Origin of the sequence: Synechococcus sp. PCC 7335, assembly GCF_000155595.1 — a bacterium.
GTDB lineage: Bacteria > Cyanobacteriota > Cyanobacteriia > Phormidesmidales > Phormidesmidaceae > Phormidesmis.
Genome location: NZ_DS989904.1, coordinates 1,745,059 through 1,767,886, shown reverse-complemented (window position 1 = coordinate 1,767,886; position 22,828 = coordinate 1,745,059). Strand labels below are relative to the sequence as shown.

Annotated in this window: 22 protein-coding genes; 14 read left to right on the top strand and 8 right to left on the bottom strand. The window is 49.3% G+C overall.

Annotated features, from left to right (window positions below):
• Positions 1-224 precede the first annotated feature (224 nt).
• The 3 genes from S7335_RS07785 to S7335_RS07775 all read right to left on the bottom strand — a co-directional run bounded on the left by S7335_RS07785 (position 225) and on the right by S7335_RS07775 (position 3,782).
• Positions 225-581, bottom strand: coding sequence for a Spx/MgsR family RNA polymerase-binding regulatory protein (locus tag S7335_RS07785; protein WP_006453905.1), 357 nt, complete (start codon positions 579-581; stop codon positions 225-227).
• Between the two features lie 66 nt (positions 582-647).
• On the bottom strand, positions 648-2,432 hold the full coding sequence (locus S7335_RS07780) for an alpha/beta hydrolase (RefSeq protein WP_083785052.1): 1,785 nt from the start codon (positions 2,430-2,432) through the stop codon (positions 648-650).
• Positions 2,433-2,540: 108 nt separating this feature from the next.
• A complete protein-coding gene (locus tag S7335_RS07775; protein ID WP_038015872.1) occupies positions 2,541-3,782 on the bottom strand; it encodes an FAD-dependent monooxygenase in 1,242 nt (413 codons plus the stop codon).
• 307 nt (positions 3,783-4,089) lie between these two features.
• Between S7335_RS07775 and S7335_RS07770 the strand changes: the two genes are divergently transcribed.
• Genes S7335_RS07770 through S7335_RS07765 form a run of 3 tightly spaced genes read left to right on the top strand, consistent with a single transcriptional unit; the run spans position 4,090 to position 5,797 of the window.
• Positions 4,090-4,758, top strand: a complete 669-nt coding sequence (locus tag S7335_RS07770) for a Uma2 family endonuclease (RefSeq protein ID WP_006453513.1) — start codon at positions 4,090-4,092, stop codon at positions 4,756-4,758.
• Positions 4,758-4,892 (top strand): hypothetical protein, encoded by a 135-nt coding sequence (locus tag S7335_RS29175; RefSeq protein ID WP_006455500.1) that lies wholly within the window; start codon positions 4,758-4,760, stop codon positions 4,890-4,892. Before S7335_RS07770 ends, S7335_RS29175 begins: the two co-directional genes overlap by 1 nt.
• 32 nt (positions 4,893-4,924) lie before the next feature.
• Positions 4,925-5,797: an inositol monophosphatase family protein gene (locus tag S7335_RS07765; protein ID WP_006457651.1), complete on the top strand. Its 873-nt coding sequence runs from the start codon at positions 4,925-4,927 to the stop codon at positions 5,795-5,797.
• 43 nt (positions 5,798-5,840) lie between these two features.
• On the opposite strand, the gene S7335_RS07760 is transcribed toward S7335_RS07765, so the two are convergent.
• From S7335_RS07760 to S7335_RS07750, 3 genes are all read right to left on the bottom strand, one after another.
• Positions 5,841-6,059 carry a type II toxin-antitoxin system HicB family antitoxin gene (locus S7335_RS07760; RefSeq protein WP_038015868.1) on the bottom strand — a complete coding sequence of 73 codons (219 nt, stop codon included), beginning with the start codon at positions 6,057-6,059 and terminating at the stop codon, positions 5,841-5,843.
• Between the two features lie 103 nt (positions 6,060-6,162).
• Complete coding sequence (gene ilvD, locus S7335_RS07755) at positions 6,163-7,848, bottom strand: dihydroxy-acid dehydratase (protein WP_006456438.1); 1,686 nt, start codon at positions 7,846-7,848, stop codon at positions 6,163-6,165.
• Positions 7,849-8,006: 158 nt separating this feature from the next.
• Positions 8,007-9,806, bottom strand: a complete 1,800-nt coding sequence (locus tag S7335_RS07750; protein ID WP_157620126.1) for an alpha/beta hydrolase — start codon at positions 9,804-9,806, stop codon at positions 8,007-8,009.
• A gap of 365 nt (positions 9,807-10,171) precedes the next feature.
• Between S7335_RS07750 and S7335_RS07745 the strand changes: the two genes are divergently transcribed.
• Complete coding sequence (locus S7335_RS07745; RefSeq protein ID WP_006455403.1) at positions 10,172-10,441, top strand: hypothetical protein; 270 nt, start codon at positions 10,172-10,174, stop codon at positions 10,439-10,441.
• A gap of 157 nt (positions 10,442-10,598) precedes the next feature.
• Here the strand turns inward: S7335_RS07745 and wecB are convergent, their stop codons facing one another.
• Entirely contained in the window at positions 10,599-11,735 is a 1,137-nt protein-coding gene (gene wecB / locus S7335_RS07740) for a non-hydrolyzing UDP-N-acetylglucosamine 2-epimerase (protein ID WP_006455076.1), read from the bottom strand.
• Between the two features lie 227 nt (positions 11,736-11,962).
• On the opposite strand from wecB, the gene S7335_RS07735 reads away from it, so the two are divergent.
• The 9 genes from S7335_RS07735 (at position 11,963) to galE (ending at position 20,932) form a co-directional block, all read left to right on the top strand.
• Positions 11,963-12,451, top strand: a complete 489-nt coding sequence (locus S7335_RS07735) for a CRR6 family NdhI maturation factor (protein ID WP_006457693.1) — start codon at positions 11,963-11,965, stop codon at positions 12,449-12,451.
• Positions 12,452-12,712: 261 nt separating this feature from the next.
• Positions 12,713-13,879 (top strand): F420-0--gamma-glutamyl ligase, encoded by a 1,167-nt coding sequence (locus S7335_RS07730; RefSeq protein WP_038015863.1) that lies wholly within the window; start codon positions 12,713-12,715, stop codon positions 13,877-13,879.
• A gap of 24 nt (positions 13,880-13,903) precedes the next feature.
• Positions 13,904-15,208, top strand: coding sequence for a GNAT family N-acetyltransferase (locus tag S7335_RS07725; RefSeq protein ID WP_006455555.1), 1,305 nt, complete (start codon positions 13,904-13,906; stop codon positions 15,206-15,208).
• A gap of 58 nt (positions 15,209-15,266) precedes the next feature.
• Positions 15,267-15,701 carry a Holliday junction resolvase RuvX gene (gene ruvX, locus S7335_RS07720; protein WP_006455515.1) on the top strand — a complete coding sequence of 145 codons (435 nt, stop codon included), beginning with the start codon at positions 15,267-15,269 and terminating at the stop codon, positions 15,699-15,701.
• A 125-nt stretch (positions 15,702-15,826) separates the two neighbouring features.
• A complete protein-coding gene (locus S7335_RS07715) occupies positions 15,827-16,411 on the top strand; it encodes a DUF3727 domain-containing protein (RefSeq protein WP_227499964.1) in 585 nt (194 codons plus the stop codon).
• A gap of 117 nt (positions 16,412-16,528) precedes the next feature.
• Positions 16,529-17,584: an endolytic transglycosylase MltG gene (mltG, locus tag S7335_RS07710; RefSeq protein WP_038015860.1), complete on the top strand. Its 1,056-nt coding sequence runs from the start codon at positions 16,529-16,531 to the stop codon at positions 17,582-17,584.
• Positions 17,585-17,735: 151 nt separating this feature from the next.
• Positions 17,736-18,257, top strand: a complete 522-nt coding sequence (locus S7335_RS07705; RefSeq protein WP_006455136.1) for a YqeG family HAD IIIA-type phosphatase — start codon at positions 17,736-17,738, stop codon at positions 18,255-18,257.
• Between the two features lie 423 nt (positions 18,258-18,680).
• Positions 18,681-19,823, top strand: a complete 1,143-nt coding sequence (gene proB / locus S7335_RS07700; RefSeq protein ID WP_006454211.1) for a glutamate 5-kinase — start codon at positions 18,681-18,683, stop codon at positions 19,821-19,823.
• An 80-nt stretch (positions 19,824-19,903) separates the two neighbouring features.
• Positions 19,904-20,932 (top strand): UDP-glucose 4-epimerase GalE, encoded by a 1,029-nt coding sequence (gene galE, locus S7335_RS07695; protein WP_006454286.1) that lies wholly within the window; start codon positions 19,904-19,906, stop codon positions 20,930-20,932.
• Positions 20,933-21,019: 87 nt separating this feature from the next.
• Here galE and msrA read toward each other — a convergent pair whose 3' ends face one another.
• Complete coding sequence (gene msrA / locus S7335_RS07690; RefSeq protein WP_006457133.1) at positions 21,020-21,685, bottom strand: peptide-methionine (S)-S-oxide reductase MsrA; 666 nt, start codon at positions 21,683-21,685, stop codon at positions 21,020-21,022.
• A 209-nt stretch (positions 21,686-21,894) separates the two neighbouring features.
• On the opposite strand from msrA, the gene thyX reads away from it, so the two are divergent.
• Complete coding sequence (thyX, locus tag S7335_RS07685; protein WP_006456033.1) at positions 21,895-22,617, top strand: FAD-dependent thymidylate synthase; 723 nt, start codon at positions 21,895-21,897, stop codon at positions 22,615-22,617.
• Positions 22,618-22,828: the final 211 nt, after the last annotated feature.

The window sequence follows — 22,828 nt, the reverse complement described above, 5'->3', positions numbered from 1 at the left end:
ATGGACGAGCTGTTTGTTGAAGAGATGCCGAGGCCGACCTTTTTGAAAGCGAGGAAGGATGTTGATAACTGGCTAATCACAGGTGTTTTTGAGCGTAGATGTTCTCTTGCCCTATCGAAGCCGGTAGCGTCATAAAAGCATATCGACTTCTCAGATAGCAATCTGGGTACATAGCACGACGGCTACTAAGCATGTAGAACAAACCTCTATAGCCTTCTGAACCTTCAGGCGGATAGCTTTTCTATTTTCTCTTCCTCTTTGGCTCGAAAACCAGCCATCACCGCCGTGCCATCTTTTTCAAACAGGGGCCGTTTCAGCAGCATCGCATCCTTTGCAAACGCCTCTATCCACTGCTGATCGCTCCAGGTCTTTTTTTCTTCGCCCAAGGCTCTGTACGAAAGCCCAGAAGTATTCCGCATCGGTCTAGCGGTAAGCGCTTCCACCCATTTCTCAACCATGGGCTGAGTCGGCGGCTGTTCTTTGGTGTTGATAAATTCGTAGTCGATGCCTTTGTCTTCTAGCCAAGCGATCGCCTTCTTGCAAGTACCGCAGTTAGGAATACCGTAAACTTTCAAAGTCATGGAGATAGCAGGTCAACTGGAAATTCCAGTCAGCGAGAATTGTTCTAGGTAGTCTATGATATCGGACTAGAAGGGCAAAACAGAAGTCGGAACCGATTCAGCGGGGGGCGCTTCCGGAGCTGGTCGCAGTTGGTTCGCTCTTAGGTTACTAACTAGATAAAGCGGAATAGGTTGTCTACCAATTTGTACAACCGTAGCGTCATCAAGCGCCGCTCGATAGGTCGGATCTTGTTTGAGTTCAGCCTGAAAAAAGCTGAGAGCAAGCGCTTCGAGGTAGCTATCGACTAGAGGAAGGTCGCTGTTGAGTAAGCCGCTAGTCAAGGTAGGATCAGCCCCTTCTACCTCTGGAAGTTCATAGAGATGAGATCCGCCTCGAATCAGTGCCAAAAAGTGCGCCGGAGCGTCTGGAGACTGGCTTAGCCAGGTAAAAGGACGAATCTGTTCTAGCAAAGCGGGCGCTACTGGGTCGTTGGAGCCTGAAACAATCAGACTCGGTATATCGATTTGAGCAAAGCCGCTGCGTCCAAATAGACTGCTGGTAACCGGGTTTAAGGCAATGACAGCTTTGATGCGCCCGTCTTTTAGCTCAGCGCTAAACTGAGCAGGATCGAGCAAAGCGGTGCATTGCAGCAGCATAGATGGATTAGCAGCGTTGAAAATAAAGTCGTCTGAGGCGCAGTTAGCGGCTAACGTATCGTGATTGAGCCGGGCACCCGCCAGAGCAAGGGCAGTGTAGCCGCCGAATGAATGACCGACGATACCAATCTGGTCTAAGTTCAACTGGCCCACGAAGCCCCTATCACCTGAGTTTAGCTGGGTGAGTTCGTCAAGCAGAAAAGACACATCTAAGGGGCGATCACGAAATTCACCGGGTGTTGCAATCTCTCTTTCGTTACCGCTAAGTACCGCATCTAGCTGAGCCCGATTGCTGCCGGGGTGATCGAGCGCTGCAACTGCGTAGCCATGACTCGCTAGGTGACGTGAGACATTCAAGAAGCCTTTGCGATCGCCTGCTAATCCATGAGAAAAGATAATTACAGGTGCTGGCGGTGCATCGACTGGCAGATAGAGATCGGTGGGAATGGTGCGTTCGCGAGTTTGATCGACAAACGTCAGCACTTGCTGTGTGACCTGATAAGGACCTGGCGTAGAAAGTACTTCTAGTGGAGGCACAGGCGCGCTAATAGCCGAAGGAGGGACACTGCGACTAGCGATGGCCGAGATCGCGTTTTGCGTATCCTGAATCAGGCCAGTGAAAGAGCCGAGTCCACGAAACGCCTGGCCTGAATCGATCCGCACAGCCCTAGTCGGGAAGTAGTCTAATACGCTCAACACAGACAGTCCTTCCGGCTCAGCGGCAGCTAATACCAGCGCTCCGCGCAGTCCCTTGGCCCCGTTGAGCCGTCTTTTGGTCTGGATAATGTTCCCAACCGAGCGCAATATATTTTCACCAATGCCTGAGTTTAGAAACTGAGCGATGTTCACAGGGCTAATGTCTCGTCTAGCCTGTAATGCCTGGCGAAACTGCGATCGCTGATCTTCACTCAAAAAGTTGATGTAGGGCGAAAGCTCCTCATTTGCCTGCCCTGTCTGTGCATAAAGTCGTAGCGCCTCGACCGAAGTCGAAATCTCAATAAAGCCGTAATTTAGAATGACTTCTTCAGCGGCCATCACTGGACGAGCGATCGCTATCGGCCAAAGTCCACTTAGGCATAGTCCTCCTAAAAAGCTGGCAGCAAGGCTTAGAGTGTGTGACTTCGCCTGGAATAGGCTTTTGCTCGGAGAGCGCTTCGATAAGGGCGTTTTAGATAGATTAAGAGATTGGCCTCGTCGAAGTAAGGAGGAAAGCATAGGTAGACTGACTGAGATATCGCTGTATCAAAAGCTAAACCGCTCAGTTCAGCTTCTCGCCAATATTAGCCGATTCCTCTTCGCTGCTGGTATCTGATCAGAGAGCTATTAGACATTCAGATTGACGGGCACAACTCCTTCTCTGAGTCCTTTTTGCTCATGTAGCCAGATCTTTTGGGCAAACTCAAAACGGCCAAATGTAGAAGCGATCGCCTTGAATCCTTGATACGGCAAACCAGGCCGTGAGATAAATTCTACCTTCCGCCACTCGGCTAGCTGCATCTTCTGCACCGCCTCCACCTCCGGCTGTCGCTCGCTTTGAATGGTACCAAAAACTTCGTTGGACACCTTGCGATTGGCACCTTGCGCCAAATGATTGGCCACCACAATCGCATCTCGCAGCGCCATGTTGATCCCCTGTGCCCGGTTAGGCGCCATCGGATGCGCCGCATCACCGATCAGCAGCAGTCCTGGAATGCTCCACTGTTCGCAGCAGCCCACTTGCACATCCAAAAAGATCGGTCCTTCCAACTCGTCTCTATAGTTACGGAAATGCTCAGCTAGCTTAGGCGGCAGCGCCGCGGCAAACCGTTCAATCCAATCGCGATCTTTGAGTTGAGAGAGTCTCGCTCTTTTCTCTTCTCCTACTTTTCCTTTTTCTCCTCCCTTCTCCACAATCCAGCCGATCTGCAAGCGCCCATCCCACGAAGGGTAAAAGGCAAACTGGCTATCTGGCTGCAAGCAGGCGACAAATGGCGTCTCTTTCTTCAGCGATGGCGGCGCAGGCAGTTTGAACCACAGCACATCGAACTGCGTAGGCGATTCGTTTAGCGTCAGTCCAGCCAGCTTACGTACCCGGGAATAGCGACCGTCCGCCCCAATCACGCCATCGGCGGAAATATCTCGGCTCTGACCTGACTTTTTGACCCGCAGACCAGTCACGGTATCTTTGAGGCGATCGCATAAAAAATCCACCACTTGCCACCCTGGGCAAAACTCGAAATTTGGTAGTGCCTTTGCCTTCTCCACCATCGCCTCTAGCAGCGCTGTTTGGTTAAAAATCTGAGTCGATATGCCCTTAAGGATTGGCTCTTTCACCCGCATTCGCCGCCGCCCACCGACGTAGAAATCCCACGCATCCAACCGCCGCGAAGGAATCTTTGAGAAAGTTTCCTTTAGGCCCATCTGATACAGAGCCTCCAGGCCAGAAGGCATCAATCCCTCACCGCGAAAGAACCGATCAAACTTTGGCTCTTGTTCTACCAAAGTGACTTTCAGTCCCTGTTGCGCGAGCAGTAGGGCAGTCGCCACGCCAGCAGGTCCGGCACCTGCGATCGCAATATGTTTCATGAAAAGCGGTAGTGCCCGTAAAGTCGACAAATCAAGCTCTAGTCTACGGCAACTAAAGTTCAGATGTTACAAAGGCTTTGTTAGCGTCTGCCATACTAAATACACAGAAATAGCAATAGACTGACGCATAACGCTTTCAAAGAAGCTTCGCCCGGATGACTGCCCAGATGACTGCCCAGATGATTGTTAGTCAGGTTAGCTGTGGGCCGCTACTGGTATTAGCGATCGCGGCTGTCCTAACTGACCCAAGAGCCACCTGACAGAAGCTATAGAATCGATCTTAAAAATTGCGTACTCTCTCGAAGCCATGGTCACTACCCCTGTAAGACCCTATTTGAATCCACCCAAAGTAGCTAGTGGCGAAAACCGTGTCGCCCTAAGAGACCTTACCTGGGCTCAGTACCAGCAGATCTTAGGTGCGCTGCCTCAAACTAGAGCGTCTCGGCTCACTTATTCGCACGGAACGTTAGAGATCTCTATGCCATTAGAAGACCATGAGCAGGCAAGTGAATTTATAGCAGCGTTCATCAAGATCGTAGCTAGAGGTCTAGGCATAAAATGGAAAACAATGGGGTCAACCACGTTAGATAGAGAAGATCTCGATCGAGGTTCAGAGCCCGATAAAGCCTACTACATTAGAAACTGGGACAAAGTCGCTGGTCGCAACGTAGATTTTAAAAAAGATCCACCGCCAGATCTGGTAGTAGAAGTTGATATCACCCACACCGATATTGACAAAAACCAACTCTACGCAGCGATGGGCGTTGCTGAACTATGGCGGTTTGACGGTCGCTTTCTGCGAATATATGTTCTTGAAGGTGGTGCCTATACCGAAGTAGAACGAAGCCCTATATTCCCGGTTGTAGAGAAGCAAGACTTATACAACTTTCTAGACCATGCTAAACAAGATGAATTCGACGCAGAAGATCGGTTGCGCGATTGGATACAGCAGCAAACTAAAGAGCAAACTGACTGATGATAGTCTTTACGGGGCTTACTGGATCTTTTGTGACCAAAGACTTGTATCAGTTCATAGATGAAGGTAAAGATGGGACGAGTGCGGAAATCAACTTTCGCATCTACCTCAAAGAACAAATCATTAGAAAGTAAGTAGTCCATCGCTATAATCCCTTCACCTAAGTATGTCCGCACCGCCTTCTCCCAAAGATATTTTGTCTGCGCTGCTCCCTTTTCTGAAGGTGGCAGGGGCCTACGCGCAGCAGATCCAAGAGCGGATTGCCATCCATCCCGATAAATACGAGGGCGATCATGTGTTTGCCAACGCGCTGACCGACGCTGATCTCTCGATTCAGAACTTTATAGAAGTGACGCTGCTCGCCAAGTTTCCCGACGTGCGCTTCTACGGCGAAGAATATGAGTCTACCTACAACACCAAATACTTTAAGGCGATCGATCTTGGCCCGCAGGAAGATTATTTGATTACGCTCGATCCAATTGATGGCACGCGCTATTACATGGATGGCCATCCGAATTATCTGGTGATGCTGACGGTGATTAATGCGGATGGATTTGAAGCGGCGATCGCACTCAGTCCTGCCAGCGATCGCTATTACTACAGCCTGCGAGATCGGGGGACCTTCGTAGGCAGCATGAGTGATGATCTCGATCAGTGTAAGCCGTTGAAGATAGAAAGCCCCAAAGAGAAAATCGTTTTAGGAACGGCGCTCAGTCCAATTGCTGACGTTGTTAGAAAGCACTACTCTGTCGTCGATCTTAAAACCGAATACTCTTCAGAAGTGCCCGTTCCACCGATTAATGGTCTACTAACCGGCGAGGTATCGGGCGTCATCTTAGCGAGTGCTCAATTTATCGACACCGCCGCGCTCGCCTGGATGGCTAAAGAAATGGGATACTGCCTTACCACCTACGACGGCAAGCCACTCCCGCCCCCTTCGGCCTGCGAGAACTACCGCCAAGCTGAGATCATCGTATCTGCCACCCCAGAAATGCAGCAGACTCTAATTGAGATCATGCAATCGGTGAAGACGAGATAACGTTGAGGCAGATGGCTTCTTCCTCTAAACTATTTCTTCTAAACTATGCTGTCTGCAAAACACTCGGCTCGGGAATGGAGTCACCTTCAGCTTGCCAAGCTTCTATATACATATCAATAACTTCTTCGCCGTTCTGCAGGGCTTCTTCACGAGTTTTTCCGTAGGTACAAGGCATCAGCACTCGTCCTACAAATTCTGGTACCGTCACCAGAAACAGCTGATCTTCTTCTGACCACTGAATAGTCATACTGTACCGACTCATCGTCACTCTCTTTAATCTTTAAGACATCAGGAGAACTCAGCCGATAGTATCTCCTGATGCTTATTCTTCCGTTTAACTTCTAGCGGATCTCTAATAGCGACCTCTAGAACAGGTCTTTGTCGGTCACTGCGCCTTTGCTACTGGAGGACACTAACTTTGCGTACTTCGCTAATACGCCTCGGTCGTAACGGGGCTGCGGTGGGCTCCATTGACTTTTGCGCTGCGCGAGTTCTTCATCAGCAACGTTCACCTGCAGCAGCAGCTTATCCGCATCGATGGTGATAGAATCGCCTTCTTTGACTAGGCCAATAGTGCCGCCGACAGCGGCCTCAGGCGCCACGTGACCAACGACCATGCCGTAGGTACCGCCCGAGAAGCGACCGTCGGTGATTAGACCCACAGAGTCACCCAGTCCAGCACCGATAATGGCAGAAGTAGGAGCGAGCATTTCACGCATCCCCGGCCCGCCTTTTGGCCCTTCGTAGCGCACAACAATCACGTCGCCTGCCTTGATTTTGTTGGCCAAAATCGCGTCTAGACACTCCTCTTCAGATTCAAAGACGCGAGCCGGGCCTGTGATGCTGCGGTTTTTGATACCAGTAAGTTTGGAGACTGCGCCTTCGGGGGCGAGATTGCCTTTGAGGATGCCAAGGTGCCCTTGGGCATACATCGGCTGGTTGAAGGGGCGGATCACATCCTGGTCGGTGGGGGGATGGTCAGGGATATCGGCCAAAGTCTCGGCGATGGTTTGGCCGCTGATGGTGAGCGCGTTGCCGTGAAGCAGCCCTTCGTTTAGCAGCATTTTCATCACCTGGGGAATGCCACCCACTTTATGCAAGTCAGTGGCGACGTAGCGGCCTGAAGGCTTGAGGTCGCAGAAGACGGGAACTTTGTTCCGAATTGCCTCGAAGTCGTCAATGGTCAGTTTTACGCCGATAGTGTGGGCGATCGCAAGCAAGTGCAAAACCGAATTGGTCGATCCGCCTACGGCCATAATCACCGCGATCGCATTTTCGAATGCCTTTCGCGTCAAGATGTCCTTGGGCAAAATCTGCTTGCGAACTGCTTCAACGAGGGCAAAGGCAGATTTCTCAGTGCTGACCGCCTTTTCCTCATCCTCTGCAGCCATGGTCGAAGAACCCGGCAAACTCAGGCCCATCGCTTCGATTGCAGAAGACATGGTGTTCGCGGTAAACATGCCACCGCAAGAACCCGCCCCCGGACAAGCATGTCGCTCTACCGCGTCTAGTCGCTCTTTATCAATTTTGCCAGCACTGTATTGACCGACTGCTTCAAAGGCACTGACAACAGTTAGATCTTCGCCGTCTAAATGACCGGGTTTGATCGTGCCGCCGTAGACAAAAATAGAAGGAATATTCATCCGAGCGATCGCAATAATCGCTCCTGGCATATTCTTGTCGCAGCCCCCAATTGCTAGCACCGCGTCCATGCTCTGCCCAGTGCAGGCGGTCTCAATCGAATCGGCAATCACCTCACGAGAAACCAAGGAGTACTTCATCCCCTCTGTTCCCATCGAAATGCCGTCGCTGATGGTGATGGTGCCAAACATTGCGGGCATTGCACCTGCTTCTTTTAGTGCGGCTTCGCCGCGAATTGCCAGGGTATTGATGCCCATATTGCAAGGCGTGATGGTGCTATAGCCATTGGCAAGGCCGACAATTGGCTTTTTAAAATCACCATCTTGGAAGCCGACAGCTCGCAGCATCGCTCGGTTAGGAGCCCGCTGAACGCCTTGGGTGACTACCTGACTTTTGCGATTATCCGACATTCGATCTTCTCTCCGGAGGAAAATTGATACTTAACACTCAAAGCTTGAATAGGTTTCCATTCTGGCAGAACAACTGACCCCAAAGACCAAAGTAAAGTAAACGAAACTCAATTTTTCCTAATGCTTAGAATCCTAACGCCTAGAATGTTTAAGCTTGCCTACCAGCCAATGATGAACGGCAGCGGCGATCGCAGCACCGTGACCACCTGATTTGCCTGTAGCTGAGCGGTAAGCGCTCGCTGCCAGTCTTCTTTTTGGGCAAGCGAACTCAAGTAGCCTAGTGCCATTAGCCGACTAGTCAGCGGCGGCAAAGCAGTATTCGCAGAGATGCGATCGCTAAAGGCCAACCAGCTGCGAACGCTATTGGGTAGGGTCTCAACTAGCCTCAGCGGTAGATCTAGAGTAGAGAAAGATTGAACATAGGCTGAACTTAAAAAAGGTTTGTAGTCGGCAGCTTCATCAGTCTGCTGCTTGACAAAGCTCAAAGCAACGCCCTGTAGTAGCAGTCGCAAGTTGGCAGTTTCTTCAACTTTTAGTTCTGCCATAAACGGTAGCTCCGTCAAGGCTGGATTGACGTTACCAGGATCGCCAACGCTAAGATGAGTCCCGCCAATTACAGCGAGCAGATATTTCTCGCCAGAGAGCTGAGTAAACGCCCCGAGCTGCTGGTCTAAAGTTGGGGTAACGCTGTCTTTGGTCCCCGTTAGCAGCAGGGTCGGCACAGAGACTTCAGAGAGGCCCGCCTCACCAAAGAGCTGACCTGTTAGCGTGTTCATAGCAATGACTTGTTGGATCCGGCTATCTGTTAAATCGGCCTGCTGTTCTTCTAGATCCGCAGCGGCGCACTGTAGCCAATCAGCAGGAGAAACGCCTAATGGCTGAATGTTTTTACAGAAGCTGTCGAGTGATCGCAAGTCCAATTTCGCGCCAGCTAGGGCGAGTCCCGTGTAGCCACCTAGCGAGTGGCCAATAATAGACACTTCTTGGGTGCGAAATCGTTCTTGGTAGAAGACGCTACGCTGATTAAGCCGCTCTAGCTGATCAAGCACAAAGCTGATATCTCTAGGCCGATCTAGAAATTCTTGGGCCGGGAGAATGCGACTAGGATTTTCGGCAATATCTGGATCGACGGGTAATTCGACTAGGGTGCTCAGATTACTGCCAGGATGCTCGACAGAGACAACCGTCAGCCCATGAGAGGCTAAGTGTTTGCCAATGTAGTCTAGAAAAAATCGATCCGCCCCGAAGCCATGAGAAAGCATCACCAGCGGCCCCTGAGTTCTTCCAGTCCAGTACAGTTCTACGGGAATGGTGCGATCGCGACTACGATCTTCAAAGCTAACTGCTTGCTGAAAAACAGTCGCATCGCCTGATAGCTCAGGCCGAAGATCGCTAAGTATAGGCGGTGGGTTATCTACGTGTAGCTCTTGATCTAAAACGCCGCTAAGTGAGCGACTTTCTAGATTAGAAAGATTAAGCTGAGAGGCCAGCGCGATCGCCTGGGTAACATCTACTTCCAGTGTCTCTTGCGGGATAGCGCGCAAGATATCTAGCATATTAAGCCCGTCTGCTTGACTAGCCGCTAGGCGAATAGCGGCCTGAATCTGTGGAATCGTCACATTAGGTGCGACCTGCCCTAGCGTATCGAGCAGCAGTTCGCCATTAGCCGATGCTAGAACATCATCAATGATGCGATCGCTCATCCTTGGATCAAGCTCTAGTTCTTGTCGTAAAGACTGCTGCAAAGAAGGTGTTAGAAATTGCTGATACAGCTTTAGCCGCTCAGGCACCTTCCCCGTTTCAGCAAAAGTTTCTAGATCGCTCAGTTCGATCGACTGACTCAAGGGACCTAGACGAACAATTACTCTTTCTGCTGCCGCACTAGGCGTTGCTGATAGCGTTAGCAGCCCTAACCCTAAGCAGGCCGCTCGTAACCTCATACGTTGAATAAAACTCATAAGCGCAGCAGAGATAGAAAATGGCCAGTCTCAGGGAGGGCCGATCAGCAGAACACAGTTGTACACAGTTTCACTAGCATTAACTTACAAAGCAAGCTGTGTACCAAAAGCAGGCAAAAGCGTAGGTATTAGTATCTTACCCACACACTTCGTTGTTGATCTGAGAGGTCGATGACAATTCTTTAGGCGACCTAAACGATATAGGCAGCTACAGTTTAGTTACAGTTTCAAGTGTGCAAAACGATATACCTACCTAATTCACCTAGCCTATCAACCCAAGTCGCTGCCCATTGCTAGCCTATTCCTTGATGATCTAAGTTAGCTTAGAGAGACTATGTCGATTGTTAAAGGAAGGAGCACATTCGATGTCTCAGCAAGATGATACAGAGCAGCCAGACAAGAGAAGGCAGTTAGATAATTTTGTCATGCCACGCAGCCCGTACCGAGGAAAATTCACCCCGCAAAATTTAGCATTCAATGCCAACTTACAAGAATTCGCTCGACGAGTATCTTTAATTTGTGGGCTAGAGACAGGTGGCAAAGTAAGCAGCACTGAGGCTTACAAAGATATCAAAAAGCTATGGAAAGACTTGAAGGCATCGAAGAAGAATTTGATTGAGGATACAGAAGAGTAGAGCTACTAGGGAAGTAGATAGCCTCAGAACAGGCCTTAAAGCATTGGTCTCAAAACATTCGCAGAAACTGCTACAGACAGGGCCAGACAGTGCTATTCGTTATGAAAATCTTTATTCGTTAGGAATGCTTGCTAGTTATTAACTTTATTAGTCATCATTAAGTCGTCAAATAATTGGTCACGATCTGGGCTATACGCTCAGAAGCATGTCCATCGCCAAACGGATTAATGGCCTTGGCCATTGCTGTATAGACTGTGTCGCTCGCTAGCAACTCTGAAGTAGCAGCAACTATCTGGGCAGGCTTAGTGCCAACGAGTTTAGCCGTACCAGCAGTAATCGCTTCAGGACGTTCGGTGGTCTCTCGCAAAACCAGCACAGGTTTGCCTAGTCCAGGCGCTTCCTCTTGAAGTCCGCCTGAGTCAGTGAGCAGTAGGTATGCTCGCTTCATCGCGCCTACTAGCTGCGCGTAATCTAGCGGCTCGACTAGAAAGGTTCGAGGATGGCTATCTAGCGCGGCTTTAAGGGGATCGCGCACGGTCGGATTACGATGCAACGGCAGCAGCAAAGCCGTATCTGGGAACTTCTCTAAAATCTGTAGAAAGCTTTGGGCGATGTTGACTAAAGGTGTGCCCCAGTTTTCGCGGCGATGAACCGTGGAGAGAATGACACGATGGCTGGACCAATCTAGTCCTGGAATATCGCAGCTAGGGGACTGATCTGCCACTCGTAGTAGAGCATCAATGACGGTGTTACCGGTCTGATGAATGCCAGTAGTGACGCCGCTAGCTTTCAGATTGGCAACTGAGGTTTGGGTAGGAGCGAAGTGTAGGGTGGCAATCTGAGAAACTAGCCGGCGGTTAGCTTCTTCTGGGAAAGGATCCAAAATATTGTCGGTGCGCAGGCCAGCCTCAACATGGCCTACCGGGATTTGCTGATAAAAAGCGGCCAAGGCGGCGGCAAAAGCGGTGGTGGTATCGCCTTGGGAAATTACCATAGCGGGCTTTAGATCGACAAAAAGTCTTTCTAGCCCTTCTAGGCTACGGCGGGTGATTTCGCCTAGCGTCTGCTTAGGCTGCATGATATCTAGGTTGTGATCAGCCTTTAGGTCAAATAACGACATCACCTGAGCAACCATTTCGCGGTGCTGCCCAGTCAGAACAACTTTGGTGTCAAACTGCGCCAGCTTTCGAAAGGTCTGAATGACAGGCGCTAATTTAATCGCCTCAGGGCGAGTGCCTAGAGTGATGCAAATACGCATAGGGTTGTTCATAGAAGGCGTAAAAGAGTCAACCATAGCGATCAGGCAAAGATAAAAAGAAAGAAGGTGGCTAGATTGGATAGTCTATAGCTTTGATGCATCTGTAGTTTTTTAGACGAGTAGTTTTTTAGACAAGTAGTTTTTTGAGATAAGCGGGTGTAGTCGGCTATTGTGATTTAGCCATTATCCACCCGTTAGAACCTCGATAATCATTTTCCGCCGTTATTGTCCGACAACCTCTTTCTGACAACATGCCCGACGACATGTCAAATCTAATGAAGCATGCGATCGCCCTAACTCCGGTTCACTTCCAAACGCTTGATCTTTCCCCTGCTAAAGCCGTTATCGATGCGATCGCCGCCGATCAAACTCGCCTAAACGATCAAGAGGCTAGCTTCAGCTTTGAAATCGACTTTCCTCGCGATCCGAGTGACCCACGTGAACTTTCTGAAATCCCAGAAGTTCGTCTGTGGTTCATCCGTTTGGATACCTTCTATCCCTGGCTAGCCCTGTATCTAGACTGGGAATCGGGCGAGCTTAGTCGCTACACCGCCATGCTGGTTCCTCACCAATTTAGCCCGATTGATGGCATTCGCTACAACCCCGAAGCCCTTGAAATTTTCGTGATGAGCAAGGTTTTTGTCCTAGACCGGTGGCTGAAGCAAAACAACATCAATGGCCGCTCTAGACTAAAGTTTATGACTCAGATGCTAGGCTACGAGCTCGACGATGCTCTATTCAATCTACTTTAAGCGCTGTAAGCTGACCTAATCTCAAGCCGCTGACGATCCTCGTACATTTTGGTTCTGTGATTTTGGCCCTGTAGAGTTGAGTCAGTCGCTTATCCGCACGCTTATGGTTATGCGAAGGTTGGTTATGCGAAGGTTATGCAAACTGCATTATGCAATTGGTTATGCGAAGGTTATGCAAACTGCATTATGCAAACTGTGCTATACAATCTGGGTCTTAAGAAATTTGGTTTATCTTAGCTATGTTGGGAGCGTAGGGTTCGTATGGCGTTAATAGGCTCGTTGGTGATAGTGCTGGCTATGCTCTGCATCGTTAGCTACTTGCTCATAGAATGGCAATACCGTCAGCGTCCTGGTAATGACCTAACGCTAAGTGCTACTGACTGGCGATTTGATATCTATGAGCCTGATCGCTACGTCCTTTCTTTCGATACTGTTTTTACCAACCGCACCCGGACGCTTGAAATCTTTATTCCAGAAGTCGATATTGACTACGAACTGCTCTCTAGCGGCAGCCTAGAAGGAATCACTGTCAAAACAGAAATTACCCCAGCACACGAGGACTTTCCTGCTCGCGCTGATAACTACTGGTTCGCCTACATTGTCAAAGTCGGCAAATCAACTCAGGCTAACATCAAAGTAGACATTACCGGCCCAGATCTTAGCCAGCTAAAATCATTGTGGGTCAAGGTCAACTATCTAACCTACGGGCCCGAAGGCCGCATCCCTAAAACCGGACACCTGGTCGCCCCGCTAAAGTATCCTAACCCAGAGGCAGCCAACAGCTGGCGCGAAAACAGCGTTGCCCACGTTCTGCCTATTCCTACGCATCTACTCACAAACCTTGATAGCACGGTAGAAGTCGTCAAAAAATACGTTGCTCCCTGTGCTCAGCCAGGTGATATCGTCACCATCGGCGAAACGCCTGTCGCTATCATGCAAAACCGTCTGCGTCATCCAACAACAGTCACGCCAGGCTGGCTAGCCAAGCGATTATGCTATTACTTCATGCCGACATCGAGCCTAGCGACAGCCTGCGGAATGCAGACACTAATCGATGTATCAGGGCCGTGGCAGGTAGGTAGCGCCTTTGCTATTGGGGCTCTCGCCAAGATCTTTGGTAGTCCAGGCATGTTCTATCGGCTGGCTGGAGAGCAGGCTAGGCTGATCGACGATGTCACAGGAACCTTGCCTCCATTCGATCAGTTCATTGTGCTAGGTCCAAGTCAGTCTCAGCAGCTCGTAGACCAAATCTATGAGGAAACAGGACTTAAAGCAGCCATCGTCGATGTCAACGATTTAAAAGCGGTTAAAATATTAGCCAAGAGCGAAAATACAAACGAGCAGCTCCTCGTTCAAGCACTGCTCGATAATCCAGCCGGGAATGCCGATGAGCAAACTCCGGTTGTTCTCATTCGACCCAAAAGCTGATAGACCTCTTTCAATAGGAAAGCCATGACTCGCAGAAACTCCAAAACCACAGAGCTCTCTATCCGCTCCGTGCATCTGCGTGATCTAGATGCTTTTGTCAGCGACAACTCTAAAGAAGTGGCCTCTCATGATACGGATGTTCAAGCTGTAGAAGACTACGTTCGGCAGATGCGCCGTTGGTACGGTCCTATGAAGGCAGTAGCACTATTGCCTAGTCCTTTAAGGCATCTGTTTTCTACTTTCGTAGCTGAAGCGAATGGGCTGCCCCAGGGCATGATCCAAGTCTCTCCGTTCAACCGGACGCTGAGCACCTGGAAGGTTGATCGGATTTTGGTCAATCTATCTAACTCCCAGGCGAAGGCGGTTGAAGCTGAACAAACCGATGAGCCCAAACTGCACCTATCAATGGATGTAGGCTCGCAGCTATTACGCTACTGTTTTGAGCACATTCGTGAGGCACAATATTGGATTAGTGAAACTGATGTGAATGATCAGTTTGGACTAGCACTGTATCGCCAAAACGGTTTTCAGCCGTTAGCAAGAGTCACCTATTGGTCTATTCAGCCAGAACAGCTGGCTATTCTATCCGAGCGCGATCCAGATATCCCTAACTTATTGCCTGTTAGCAACGCGGACGCTCAGCTGATCTATCAGCTAGAGACCGTCTCTATTCCACCTTTGGTTCGTCAGGTTCTCGACTATCAGATTCATGACTTTAAGACGACCCTTCCTGGCAAAATCAAGACTCGATTTGTCCGCTGGATGCACAAAAAAGAAACGGTGTCCGCCTATGTCTTTGAGCCTCAGCGGAAAACAGCGATTGGTTACTTTGAGCTGAAGCTATGCCGAGATGGTATGGAAGCTCATAGTGCAAAGCTGACCGTGCATCCAGCTTATACTTGGCTTTATCCAGAATTGATGGCACAGATGGCAGGCGTGGTCCAAAAGTTTCCAAATCAACCGCTGCGAATTCTGTCTTTGGACTATCAGACTGAGCGAGAGGCGTATCTACATCAGATTGGAGCGCTAGAGATTGACCATACGCTGATGATGTCCCGCTCTGTGTGGCACAAGGTTCGCGAGGCTAAAGCGGGCGCTTTGGAAGGATTGAAGATGCCAGATGTACTACCTGGCTTGCAGCCTACGGGGTCCCCTTTACCAGGAAGGTTTTCCTGGCGAGGGGCAAACCTAGGCCCAGCGCTTGACGATCCTTCTGGCGATGGGATGGCCTGGGATCGGTTTTCTCTAGAGAAGGTGTCGAAACTATCAGCAGACCAGCGACTAGCTAATTTAGATCTTGACGCTATAGACGCTGATAAAGAAGGGTAAAGCAAAAAAAGTGGTAGAGCGAAGTTAGCTCTTTGATACGGCTTTTGTAGATAGGACTATGGTTTCTGCGCTGGGACTGGATTTAGGGGCAAAACGGATCGGTGTAGCGGGATGCGATCGCACAGGTCTGATTGCCACGGGTCTCACCACCCTTTACAAAACTAGTTTTGAGAGCATCATTGTCCCGCTTGAAACACTCATCCAAGCGCGATCGGTTGAAGTTTTGGTGGTCGGACTACCTTACACTATGGATGGGCAAATAGGCTTCCAGGCCAAAAAGATTCAGAAGTTTGCTCATCGATTATCCAAAGTACTCGGGCTGCCAGTTGAGTTTGTCGATGAGAGATTGACGTCCTTCCAAGCTGAGCAAATGCTGCTAGCCGAAAGGCGATCGCTGACCAACTGCAAAGAACTAATCGACCGAAAAGCCGCTGCTATCATCCTGCAGCAGTGGTTAGACGAACGGCGTCTCCGTCTGAACTCCCCAAGCTAGAGCACGTTCAGGCCAGCAAGCTTTAAGTCATCAACTCAAGTGAGCACATACCACTAACTTCCAGGCAAGACTACTTGTCAAGACCACCTGGTCAAGACCACCCAGTTAACTAGGAGAAGAGAACCGTGTCCATCAATTCCAACATGTTAGACGAACCCGCTGAATATCCTGTTATCAGCCTCAGTGATGAGGAGGGCAGAGAACTCGCTTGCTACATAGAGAAAAGCATTGACGTAGAAGGAACAGAGTTTTTACTGCTGCTACCGGTCAATCTACCGATCGAAATCTTTGTTTGGGAACCAGATGATGAAGCAGAGGGTGACGAAGCTGCTGAGATATTAGTCGATGTCGAAGATGAGGCGATCGACGAGCTGTTTCCATCAGCACGGGCGGTACTGGCTGAGCTCGATCTAATCCTAGAACGGTCGGCACACACCTTGACGGCTGCAGGCGATTTACCAGAAGCAGATGAAGATGACTGCTTCTCTCTAGACATCGGTGAAGACGATGCCCATCCAGTGACTGAAGACTTTCAGATGCTGGCTACTTTCTTTCACAAGGATGCTCAATACACCCTGTGCACACCTCTCGAACCATTACTATTCTTTGCTCAAAGGAACAGCGATGGTTCAATCGAACTCGTTGAACCAGACGATTTCCAGAAGATGCGATCGCAGCTAGAAGACAAGCTCTTTGAGGTCTTGGACTAGACGTGTTGCACTGGCAAGTGCAAAAGTGAGTGCGGCAGGCACAAACTGTGCTGCTTCACTTAGCGTCCTGAATCATGGCATCTTCGATAATGCCTATTGTGTTCCGTCCATCCTGATATGAGTGGTTTGAAACGTCTATTTCCGATTGTGTTAGCGTCCATAGCTGCAGGTGTAGCTAGTCAAAGCTGGCTTTGGTGGAGCTGGGCGAAGTCCCCAGTCTTAGAAGCAGAGGGTGAAGCCGCTGAGAATAGCTTTGTACAGATTCAAATCCCACCAGGCACGGCCGCTAATCAGATTGGCCAAGATCTAGAAATGGCGGGTTTAATCAAATCTACGACTGCTTGGAAGCTACTATCTAGGTGGAAATCCTTTCGAGATGGCGACACTGGTGGCTTTCAAGCAGGTAGCTATGTCATTTCTCCAACTCAGAGTCTAGACGAGATTGCTAGCACTATTTGGGACGGTGACGTTGTCCAGATTAGCTTTACCATCCCTGAAGGCTGGCGGCGCTCCCAAATGGCCGAACGCTTTGAGGCTAGGGGCTTTACCACAGCCGAAGAATTCATGGCAGCCACTGAGAATATTCCCTATGAAAAATATCCCTGGTTGCCAGAGGGCCTCCCGCATCTCGAGGGCTTTCTCTATCCTGATACCTACCAAATTGGCAGCGATATCGTCAGCGCCCAGAGCCTGATAGACGCTATGCTCAGTCAGTTTGAAGCTGTAGCGCTACCCATCTACGATTCCCAGCCTAGCAGCTACAGCCTTTTGGACTGGGTAACCTTAGCTAGCATCGTTGAGAAAGAGTCGGTTGTTGCAGATGAGCGCGATCAAATTGCCAGCGTCTTTGCTCGTCGCCTAGAAGAAGGGATGACGCTAGGCTCTGACCCAACCGTTGAATACGCGTTCGACATCATCCAAACGCCAGAACAGCCGCTAACCTACGCCCAGGTAGAAACGCCTCACCCCTACAATACCTACATCAATCCGGGGTTGACACCTACACCCATTGCTAGCCCAGGCGCAGCGAGCTTAGAAGCTTCTCTTAGTCCGGCGCCGACCGATTTTCTTTTCTTTGTCGCTCGCTATGATGGCACCCATGTGTTTAGCCGTAGCTTTGATGAGCATTTGCGCGCGCAAGCTACAATCCGTGATGAATTTGATACTAGATGATACTAGAACCGATGTCGGCACTAACTAGCCGACTAGATTGAGTCGTTGACTAGATTCAACTAACCCATTATCTGATTATCTAGATAGGCATCCAAGCTTCTTATCAGCCAAACACCCCTTTGTCAGCCAAATACCTTAAAAATACATTGCTATGAGTTGGATTGAACTTTTGCAGCCAGACTTAGTCCTAGAAGAGTCTGTGCTAGGTATCACACCTGACCTTCTCGAGCACAAAGGGCTAAAAGGATTAGTTCTAGACGTAGACGAAACCATCGTGCCAGTGGGAAGAGCGCTAGTAGATACTGATGTGCTTACCTGGGCAAAAAGTATTCAGCAGGCAGTGCCCCTCTCATTAGTCAGTAACAACACCGGCCAAGATCGTATTCGCCAGATTGCTGAGAGCTTGGAGGTGCCTTTTGTCGCCAGTGCAGGCAAGCCTTCTCGTCGTAAGTTACGGGCAGCCGCAACCGCAATGGATTTACCGCTAGCGCAGATTGCCATGGTAGGCGATCGCCTATTTACAGATGTACTAGCAGGCAACCGTCTAGGTCTGTTCACTATTTTAGTGGCACCTATGCTTGAGCCCAATTCAAAGGATCCCAAAAACATCTTACGCAACGCAGAATTTTGGATCTCCCGGCAGCTGGGCATTACGCTAAAAGCAATTCCATAGGTCAAGTTCCTTAGATTATCTGTGAAAACCTATCCCTATTATGCTCCTGCTTCCGAATACACTGAACTTCGCATGTTCGGACAAGCAGTTCTAAACGATCCTCTATGAACCTGGCTCAGTTGAGAACATTTCAATCATCTGAATTCAACCATCTAAATACTGCCACCTTCAAATACCGCAATCTAAAAAGAATATTAAATAAGGTATCGGTTCGTGGTTTGTAGAGGATAATTTACAAGAAGCTAACTTTATACAAGAAGCTTTACTTTCAAAAACAAAAATATCAAATTCGATAATACACAATTGCTTTAAATAGCATGGGGGCAGGTCTAATCCTGTCCCCATTTTTAATGTTTACAGTTTTGACCCCCGTAACTGCCGTATCCAAGGGCGGTTTTGCGATTACTCAGCTTATGTCACGCTATGCCACAGCACGACGGAAACATTGCCAACTCTTTACCTTCTCAGACAATCGTTGTCAAGATTGGCACTTCTAGCCTGACTCGCGCAGAGACAGGCCACCTAGCGCTAGCAACCTTAGGCAGATTAGTAGAAACACTCTGTCAGCTCCAGCGATTAGGACACCGGATAATTTTGGTTTCTTCAGGTGCGGTTGGGGTCGGTTGCGCCCGGTTAGGTATCACTCAACGGCCAAAGACAATAGCGCTCAAGCAGGCAGTAGCAGCGGTGGGGCAAGGTCGGCTGGTACGAGTTTATGACGATTTTTTCACTTCGTTAAGTCAGCCCATCGCCCAGGTATTGCTCACCCGTAGCGATTTATCTTTGCGATCGCGCTACGTAAACAGCTACCGCACTTTCCGTCAGCTCATGCAGATGGGGATTATTCCTATCGTCAACGAAAACGATACCGTTGCTGTCGACGAACTCAAGTTTGGTGACAATGACACGCTCTCTGCTCTAGTGGCTAGTTTAGTGGGCGCTGACTATTTATTTTTGCTGACCGATGTCGATCAGCTCTATTCAGCCGATCCGCGCCAAGACCCAACCGCTCAGCCAATTAGCCGCGTTCAACATATTGATCAGCTAGAGGCTAAGATTGGCGCTGCTGGTAGCAGCTGGGGGACAGGCGGCATGTCTACCAAACTAGAAGCGGCAAAGATTGCGATCGCTGCTGGAACTCACACTGTCATTACCCAAGGTCAGACACCTGAAAGTCTGATCAAAATTTTGCAGGGTGAGGCCATTGGCACATTCTTTGAAGCGCAGCCTAGTAAAGCTTCTGCTAGAAAGCGGTGGATCTTTGGCAATACAATTCCCGCCGGACGCCTATATCTAGATGGCGGTGCGATCAAAGCAATTCAGAGCGCAGGCAAATCGCTGCTGCCAGCAGGCATTATTGAGGTAGAAGGTGAGTTTACGGTGCAAGATGCAGTTGTTATTTGTGATGCATCCGGACAGGAGATTGCAAGAGGATTGGTGAATTATAGTGATGAAGACCTAAGAAAGATTTGTGGTCACCAGTCTACAGATATTCCTAGCCTACTAGGCTACAAAGGGGCTGAAACAGTGGTCCATCGAGATAATCTAGTCCTAAGCAGCTTATAGCCCCTCTGAACCGCGCTTCGCTTCGCTTCCACAACTCTTCTTCCAATTACCCCTAGAACTTCTAAACATCCAGCACTTCTATGGCTACCATCTCTACGCCTAGTACGACCGATCGCTCAAAGCCAACTATTCTAGTCACAGGAGGGGCTGGTTATATTGGCTCTCACGCTGTTCTAGCGTTAGAGGAAACGGGCTACCAGACGGTTATTCTAGACAGCTTAGAATATGGCCATAAAGAACTCGCTGAGCGTCATCTGAAGGCTAAGCTCATCGTTGGCAATACGGCAGATAGAGCACTGCTAGACGATATTTTTAGCACTTACAACGTGGCAGCCGTAATGCACTTTGCGGCCTACATTGCGGTAGGTGAATCAGTTAGTGAGCCGGCAAAATATTATCGAAACAACGTGTGTGGCACGCTAAATCTACTTGAGGCAATGGTGGCAGCAGGCTTTAAACGCTTGGTATTTTCTTCTACGTGCGCTATCTACGGCCCGCCTAAAACGGTCCCTATACCCGAGGACCACCCACAAAATCCGATCAGCCCCTATGCCACGAGTAAGCTGATGGTAGAGAAGATGCTGCTCGACTTTCAGTCTGCCTACGGCTTGCAGTCGGTTTGCTTTCGATATTTCAATGCAGCAGGCGCTGACTCGCAAGGCCGATTAGGAGAAGATCACAATCCTGAAACACATCTAATTCCACTCGTTCTGTTTGCAGCGCTAGGTAAGCGGGATTCTATTTCTATCTTTGGTAGCGACTATGAGACTAGAGATGGCACCTGCATTCGTGACTATATCCATGTGTCTGATCTCGCAGATGCTCATGTGAAGGGAGTTGAGTATCTATTAGAAGCGGGTGAAACGGCTTTCTTTAACTTGGGTAATGGCAACGGCTATACAGTCAAAGAAGTCATTGAGACTGCCCGGCAAGTAACCGGCAAAGAGATTGTAGCGGTGCCGTGTGAGCGCCGTCCTGGTGATCCGCCCAGCCTAGTAGGGACTAGCGATCGCGCCAGGAAAGTGCTTGGCTGGCAGCCCCAGTACCCCGACCTAGAAAACATCATTGCCCATGCCTGGCAGTGGCACCAGAAACGCCATGGCAGTTAATCCCTTACCATGGCGTTCTAAACTGGCGTTCTAAACTAGATCGTTATTAAGTTCAGTAATTACAAGCGGCTTAGCTAAAACGAACGCTTACGAAACTGCACCCACTCCAATCGGGCAAGATACATTAGTACCCCCTAGGCCACAGTAGCCACCTGGATTTTTCGCTAGATACTGCTGATGATAGTCTTCTGCGTAATAAAACTCAGGCGCTGGCAGAATTTCAGTTGTGATTTCACCGTAGCCGGACTTGCTCAAAGCCTCCTGGTACATTTCCTTAGACTTCTTAGCCGCCTCTAGCTGCGCGTCAGAATAGGTATAGATGCCAGAACGATATTGTGTTCCTCTATCGTTACCCTGTCGCATTCCTTGAGTAGGATTATGGCTCTCCCAAAAAAGCTTCAGTAGAGCGTCATAGCTAATCACCTTTGGATCAAAGACCACAAAGACAACCTCATTGTGACCTGTCATACCAGAGCAAACTTCTCGGTAGGTAGGATTTGGCGTGACGCCAGCGGCATAGCCAACAGCAGTACTATATACACCTTCTGCCTGCCAGAACTTTCGCTCTGCACCCCAAAAGCAGCCCAGCCCAAACATCGCTGTCTCCATGCCTTCAGGAAACGGTCCTTGAATTGGATTGTCATTGACGTAGTGTTTATTGACTACCGACATTGCCTTTTCACGGCCAGGAAGTGCCTCTTTCTCGCTGGGCAGGACATCCTTCTTGCCAAGACCCATTCCAAAAAATGCCATATTGCTATATTCCAAATATCTGAGCAGTTGAATAGAGTTTTCTCTACCAAGGTGCTCTTATTTTAGAAGGTTAATCAGGTTTGCGCTCATGTTGGCATCCGAACATCACTAAGCGTAGAAACCGACAAAATATTAAGCTATGGGGTTCGATTACCAATTAACGATGATGATCGAGGAAGATATAAACCCTGTCTTTTCCTTCATCATCTATGGATCGCTTCAGAGTTGAGGTCATCTCAAAAACACCCAACCCACAGCAAACTATCTACGCTGCCATGCACCAAGATTACGCAGAAGCGTTCGTGTGGGACCAGCGCGTCGAATGGCCTTCAGAAGAGAAGGCTGGAGAGCTAGTCATTCGCAACTTGCTCAAAGGAGGGCGCGGTCACTATGGCCCCCTAGAACACCCTCAGATTGTGCTGAACTGTGGCTTTTTCCCCCATTCGACCATGCAACAGATTCGTACTCACCGCGTTGGCTTGAGCTTTGATGTTCAATCTTTTCGATACACAGGCGCTCGTATTGCCGATGTGGCTAGTGGTAAAACGGATGTAGAAGATGTCTTTTACCTACGACCTGTCGGTTCTTACACTGACCGTCAAGGCAAAAAGTATGACTATACAGAAGCGCTTCGTCAAGAAGACTTAGACTGGTGCGTCAAAGGCGCTCAGCGCTATCAAATGCGAATTGAGCAGGGATTTTCTGAAGAGCATGCCCGGGGGCTAATTCCATTCGACGTCAGACAGCATTGGGTAGTATCTGCAAATGCTCGTTCTTTAATGCATCTTCTAGATTTGCGCTGGAAAGCAGATGCTCAGCTAGAAGCACAAAAGCTATGCGAAGCGATCTGGCCACAGTTTCAGGATTGGGTTCCAGCGATCGCACAATGGTATGAAGACAACCGCCTAAAAAAAGCCCGTCTCTCTCCATAGTTCATTCTTACCATGGGATCAAAAACGGCATGCATGAATTTTATTTGAGAAAGGTTAATACATAGCATGCATTTTTAAGTAGTCCGTGTTACCACTGTAACAATGCAGCTGTGAAAATGTTAGGAGCCCAATCGACTTTTTCGGCTGGAACTTTAGTGGCTAATTTCTGTCCTAAAGGATACAATCTACTGGGTTCGACGATGGCATTTTA

Bases quoted from the DNA above. Each gene is read 5' to 3' on its own strand.
- proB (WP_006454211.1), top strand. From the start codon at position 18,681: ATGCCACAGCACGACGGAAACATTGCCAACTCTTTACCTTCTCAGACA.
- S7335_RS07775 (WP_038015872.1), bottom strand. From the start codon at position 3,782: ATGAAACATATTGCGATCGCAGGTGCCGGACCTGCTGGCGTGGCGACT.
- S7335_RS07780 (WP_083785052.1), bottom strand. From the start codon at position 2,432: ATGCTTTCCTCCTTACTTCGACGAGGCCAATCTCTTAATCTATCTAAA.
- thyX (WP_006456033.1), top strand. From the start codon at position 21,895: ATGGATCGCTTCAGAGTTGAGGTCATCTCAAAAACACCCAACCCACAG.
- galE (WP_006454286.1), top strand. From the start codon at position 19,904: ATGGCTACCATCTCTACGCCTAGTACGACCGATCGCTCAAAGCCAACT.
- S7335_RS07730 (WP_038015863.1), top strand. From the start codon at position 12,713: ATGGCGTTAATAGGCTCGTTGGTGATAGTGCTGGCTATGCTCTGCATC.
- ruvX (WP_006455515.1), top strand. From the start codon at position 15,267: ATGGTTTCTGCGCTGGGACTGGATTTAGGGGCAAAACGGATCGGTGTA.
- S7335_RS07725 (WP_006455555.1), top strand. From the start codon at position 13,904: ATGACTCGCAGAAACTCCAAAACCACAGAGCTCTCTATCCGCTCCGTG.
- S7335_RS07785 (WP_006453905.1), bottom strand. From the start codon at position 581: ATGACTTTGAAAGTTTACGGTATTCCTAACTGCGGTACTTGCAAGAAG.
- S7335_RS07750 (WP_157620126.1), bottom strand. From the start codon at position 9,806: ATGAGTTTTATTCAACGTATGAGGTTACGAGCGGCCTGCTTAGGGTTA.
- msrA (WP_006457133.1), bottom strand. From the start codon at position 21,685: ATGGCATTTTTTGGAATGGGTCTTGGCAAGAAGGATGTCCTGCCCAGC.
- S7335_RS07770 (WP_006453513.1), top strand. From the start codon at position 4,090: ATGGTCACTACCCCTGTAAGACCCTATTTGAATCCACCCAAAGTAGCT.
- wecB (WP_006455076.1), bottom strand. From the start codon at position 11,735: ATGGTTGACTCTTTTACGCCTTCTATGAACAACCCTATGCGTATTTGC.
- S7335_RS07765 (WP_006457651.1), top strand. From the start codon at position 4,925: ATGTCCGCACCGCCTTCTCCCAAAGATATTTTGTCTGCGCTGCTCCCT.
- ilvD (WP_006456438.1), bottom strand. From the start codon at position 7,848: ATGTCGGATAATCGCAAAAGTCAGGTAGTCACCCAAGGCGTTCAGCGG.
- mltG (WP_038015860.1), top strand. From the start codon at position 16,529: ATGAGTGGTTTGAAACGTCTATTTCCGATTGTGTTAGCGTCCATAGCT.
- S7335_RS07745 (WP_006455403.1), top strand. From the start codon at position 10,172: ATGTCTCAGCAAGATGATACAGAGCAGCCAGACAAGAGAAGGCAGTTA.
- S7335_RS07735 (WP_006457693.1), top strand. From the start codon at position 11,963: ATGTCAAATCTAATGAAGCATGCGATCGCCCTAACTCCGGTTCACTTC.
- S7335_RS07760 (WP_038015868.1), bottom strand. From the start codon at position 6,059: ATGAGTCGGTACAGTATGACTATTCAGTGGTCAGAAGAAGATCAGCTG.
- S7335_RS07705 (WP_006455136.1), top strand. From the start codon at position 17,736: ATGAGTTGGATTGAACTTTTGCAGCCAGACTTAGTCCTAGAAGAGTCT.
- S7335_RS29175 (WP_006455500.1), top strand. From the start codon at position 4,758: ATGATAGTCTTTACGGGGCTTACTGGATCTTTTGTGACCAAAGACTTG.